Below are 3799 nucleotides of genomic sequence, written 5' to 3' on the forward strand. Positions count from 1 at the left end.
TCCTGGGTGCGCGGGCCGATGGGCGGGGCGGCGGCCCCCGCGCCCGGGACCGGGCTCATGGGCCGACGCCGCCTCCACTGTCTCCTCCAGCGCGTGCCCACGCGCGTCGGCCGTACTCCATCCGTCACCCGGTGGGGCTCGCCGCGGATCGCGCCCGGACGCGCCCGCGGGTTCAGTCCACGCCGTCCCCGAGGGATTCGAGGAGTTCGCGCAGGGTGCCCGCCAGGGCCTCGCGCCGCTCCGGGGCGAGGGCCGTGAGCAGCCGCTCCTCGGTGGCGAGGTGGTCGGGCAGCGCCCGGTCGATCAGAGCCCGGCCCTCGGGGGTCAGGGCGACCTGGACGACCCGGCCGTCGGTGGGGCTGGGGGAGCGGGTCACCAGACCGCGCTCCTCCAGCCGGTCGAGGCGCTGGGAGACGGCACCGGAGGTGACCATCGCGGAGCGCATCAGCTCGGCGGGTGAGAGCAGATGGGGCGGCGGGCTGCGGCGCAGCGTCGCGAGCACGTCGAAGGAGGCGGGGTCGAGACCGTGTTCGGCGAAGGTGCGGCGCAGCTCGGTCTCGATGAGCCGGGAGAGGCGCTTGAGCCGCCCGATCACCGCCATCGGCGACACGTCGAGGTCGGGGCGGCGCTCGCCCCACTGCGCCAGCAGGAGGTCCACATGGTCGGTCACGGATCCACCCTAGCCAATCTCTTAGTGATGAGATACTTTTCTCTTAGCGCTAAGAGAAACTTCTCGCGGCGAACGGACCCACCAGAAGGAGCGGACCCTCATGCGCATCACCGTCTTCGGAGCAGCGGGAAACGTCGGCAGCCGCGTCGTGGCCGAGGCCGTCGCCCGGGGGCACGAGGTCACCGCCGTCGTGCGCGACCGGGCCCGCTTCCCCGAACTCCACCCGGCGGCCCGCGCCCGTACCGGTGACGCGGCCAGTGTCGAGGACATAGCCGAGCTGAGCGCGGGCCAGGACCTGGTCATCAGCGCCACCCGGCCCGCCCCCGGCAGCGAGGGCGACCTCGTCACCGTGACCAAGGCGCTGCTGGCCGGGCTCGCCGGAACCGGCGTGCGGGTGCTGCTCGTCGGCGGCGCCGCCACCCTGACCCTCCCCGGCAGGGACGGCGCCACCGTCGTCGACGACCCGGACTTCCCCGCCGACTGGCGGCCCATCGCGGACGCCTGCACCGAGCAGCTCGCCGTCTGCCGCGCCGAGGCCGAGGTCGACTGGGCCTACCTCAGCCCCGCCGCCCTCCTCGAGCCGGGCGAGCGCACCGGCACCTACCGGCTGGGGGCCGACGAGCTCATCGTGGACGGCGACGGCGTGTCCGCGATCTCCATGGAGGACCTCGCGGTGGCGCTCCTCGACGAGGCCGAGGAGCCCCGCCACCACCGCACCCGGTTCACCGTGGCGTACTGAGCCCGGCCTCAGTGCCCGAGCAGCACCCGCAACTCGGGCTGGAGCAGCTCCCCGTGGGCCTGTACGAGGTCGTCGCACAGATCCCAGATCCGCTCCACCGGCAGCGTGGCGGCGGTCGCCGCGTCGGTCATCGCGGCATGCCGCACATGCCGGGGCTCGCCCTCGGTGGCGGCCCGGACCACCAGATCGGTGACGCTCGCGTACGTACGGTTGAGCGCGGCGCACTGCGGCGGGAGCGCGCCGACATGGGTCGGCTGCACGCCCGAGGCGTCGACCAGGCAGGGCACCTCGACCACGCAGTCGGTGGGCAGATTGGGGATCAGGGAGCTGTTGGGGACGTTGCCGTAGACCGTGCGGGGCGTGCCGGTGACGATGCTGTGGACGATCTGCGGCGCGTACTCCATCGTGCCCTCGACCGGCAGCGGCCGGCCCGCCGCCAGGGCGTTGCGGGTCCGCTCGTAGCTGACCGTGTTGTCCTCGATGATGTCGAGGTACGCCCCGATCGGCAGCCGCAGCCGCTCCACCTCGCTGTCGTGGTGCAGATACCACGGCACGTACTCGGAGGAGTGCTCGCTGGTCTCGGTGGGGTAGTGGCCGAGCCTGCGGTACATGTCGACGCGGACCCGGCGCAGCAGTTCGCGGTCCTTGTCGATGGCGGCGTCCAGGAGCGGGTGCAGATCGCGGCCGTCGCGCTCGAAACGCAGCACCCACGCCTGGTGGTTCATCCCGGCGGCCAGATACGACACCTCGGAGAAGTCCACCCCGGCCAGTTCGGACAGGTCGTGCATCGTCCAGTACACCGAGTGGCACAGGCCGACCGCCTTCAGCCGGGGGGCGATCCGGTGCAGATAGAGCAGGTTCATCGCCATCGGGTTGGTGTAGTTCAGCAGCCAGGCGTCCGGGCACAGTTCGGCCATGTCCTCGGCGATGCCCCGCAGCACCGGGAAGGTGCGCAGCGCCCGGAAGATACCGCCGATGCCCAGCGTGTCCCCGATGGTCTGGCGCAGCCCGTACCGCGCGGGGACGGCGAAGTCCGTGCGGGTCGCCGCGTTCATGCCGACCTGGACGGTGTTGATCACGAAGTGCGCGCCGTCGAGCGCGCCGCGCCGGTCGGGGTGAGCGGTGACGACGGGCGCGACCTGCAGCGCCCCGGCGATGTGCCGGGCCGCCGCCTCGGCGGTCGCCAGCCGCTCCGGATCGATGTCGTGCAGCGCGATCCGCAGCCGGCCGAACTCGGGGAAGGCGAACAGGTCGGCCAGCAGCCCCTGGGTGAACACCACACTGCCCGCGCCCATGAACGCGATCTTCACTTCGGCCGGTTCGGCCATCTCGGTGACTCCAGTCGTTTCGGTCATACGTGAACTCCCCTGCCTGGTGCGGCTCCCGGGCCCGGAACGTGGGCGACGGCCTCGTCCCAGGTGGGCTGGGCCGCGGTGCCGCCACGGCCCCGGGTCGACAGCGAGCCGCAGGCCGCCGCGACGGCCAGCGCGTCCGCGAGGCCGAGCCCGCGCAGCACCGCGGCGACGAACCCGGCGTCGAAGCTGTCCCCCGCCCCGACGGTGTCGAGCGGCTCGACGCGCAGCGCGGGCACGGCCGTCACGCGCCTCCCGTCGTGCGCCAGCGCGCCCCCGGCGCCGTTCTTGACCACGACGAGCGGCCCGCGCCGGGCGAGCGCCTCGGCCGCCTCGGCCACCCCCCTGGCGACCCCGGTCAGGGCGCGCGCCTCGGCCGCGTTGGGCAGCACCTGGTCCGTCACCTTCAGTACGGGGTCAAGGAGATCCGGGTCCCAGCGGCCGGACGGGTCGTCGTTGGTGTCGAGCGAGGTGGTCGCGCCGAGCTCGCGCGCCCGCGCGAACACCCCGGCCAGCGCCCCCGCGAGCCGCGGCATCAGGAAGAACGAGGCGGCGTGGACGTGCCGGGTCGCGGCGAGCAGCGCCTCGGGGACGTCCCCGGGCCCGGTCGCGGCCAGACATCCCGGCGCGGTGAGGATCGCCCGGTCGGCGCCCCGGGTGAGGACGGCGGTGAGCGGGGTGGCCAGTTGGGGGTCGGTCGTCAGGGCCGAGGTGTCGACTCCGCGCGCACCCAGGGCCGTACGGACGAAGGCGCCCGCCGGGTCGTCGCCGACGCGGCCCGCGAACGCCACGCGCAGCCCGAGCCGAGCCGCCCCACAGGCCATGATCGCGGCCGAGCCGCCGAGGACGAGATCGGCCCGCTCGACCAGCTGTTCGCGCTGGCCGTACGCGAGGTCGCGCGGTACGGGCCCGAGGACCACGTCCGGGTTGGCGTCGCCCACGACGAGCAGGTCGAAGGGGCGCGGGGAGGGCGGGGGCGCCGGTGGTACAGGTGGTACCGGTGGTGCGGGCATGGTGAAGGGCTTTCTGGTCCGGGGG

4 protein-coding genes are annotated in these 3799 nt (G+C 73.9%); 1 reads left to right on the top strand and 3 read right to left on the bottom strand.

The features are described 5' to 3' along the window. Positions 1–172: 172 nt before the first annotated feature. Entirely contained in the window at positions 173–670 is a 498-nt protein-coding gene (locus tag ACJA3G_RS32465; protein ID WP_406556615.1) for a MarR family winged helix-turn-helix transcriptional regulator, read from the bottom strand. Between the two features lie 100 nt (positions 671–770). On the opposite strand from ACJA3G_RS32465, the gene ACJA3G_RS32470 reads away from it, so the two are divergent. Further along, the gene (locus ACJA3G_RS32470) at positions 771–1409 is read left to right on the top strand and encodes an NAD(P)-dependent oxidoreductase (protein WP_406556616.1); all 639 of its coding nucleotides are present in this window, start codon (positions 771–773) and stop codon (positions 1407–1409) included. An 8-nt stretch (positions 1410–1417) separates the two neighbouring features. Here the strand turns inward: ACJA3G_RS32470 and ACJA3G_RS32475 are convergent, their stop codons facing one another. Next, positions 1418–2764, bottom strand: a complete 1347-nt coding sequence (locus ACJA3G_RS32475) for an alpha-glucosidase/alpha-galactosidase (RefSeq protein ID WP_406556617.1) — start codon at positions 2762–2764, stop codon at positions 1418–1420. After that, entirely contained in the window at positions 2761–3774 is a 1014-nt protein-coding gene (locus ACJA3G_RS32480) for a carbohydrate kinase family protein (protein ID WP_406556618.1), read from the bottom strand. The genes ACJA3G_RS32475 and ACJA3G_RS32480 overlap by 4 nt, the downstream gene beginning before the upstream one ends. Positions 3775–3799: the final 25 nt, after the last annotated feature.

Origin of the sequence: Streptomyces sp. YS-3, assembly GCF_045257485.1 — a bacterium.
In the GTDB taxonomy this organism is placed as follows: Bacteria; Actinomycetota; Actinomycetes; order Streptomycetales; family Streptomycetaceae; genus Streptomyces.

Bases quoted from the DNA above. Each gene is read 5' to 3' on its own strand.
- ACJA3G_RS32470 (WP_406556616.1), top strand. From the start codon at position 771: ATGCGCATCACCGTCTTCGGAGCAGCGGGAAACGTCGGCAGCCGCGTC.
- ACJA3G_RS32475 (WP_406556617.1), bottom strand. From the start codon at position 2,764: ATGACCGAAACGACTGGAGTCACCGAGATGGCCGAACCGGCCGAAGTG.
- ACJA3G_RS32480 (WP_406556618.1), bottom strand. From the start codon at position 3,774: ATGCCCGCACCACCGGTACCACCTGTACCACCGGCGCCCCCGCCCTCC.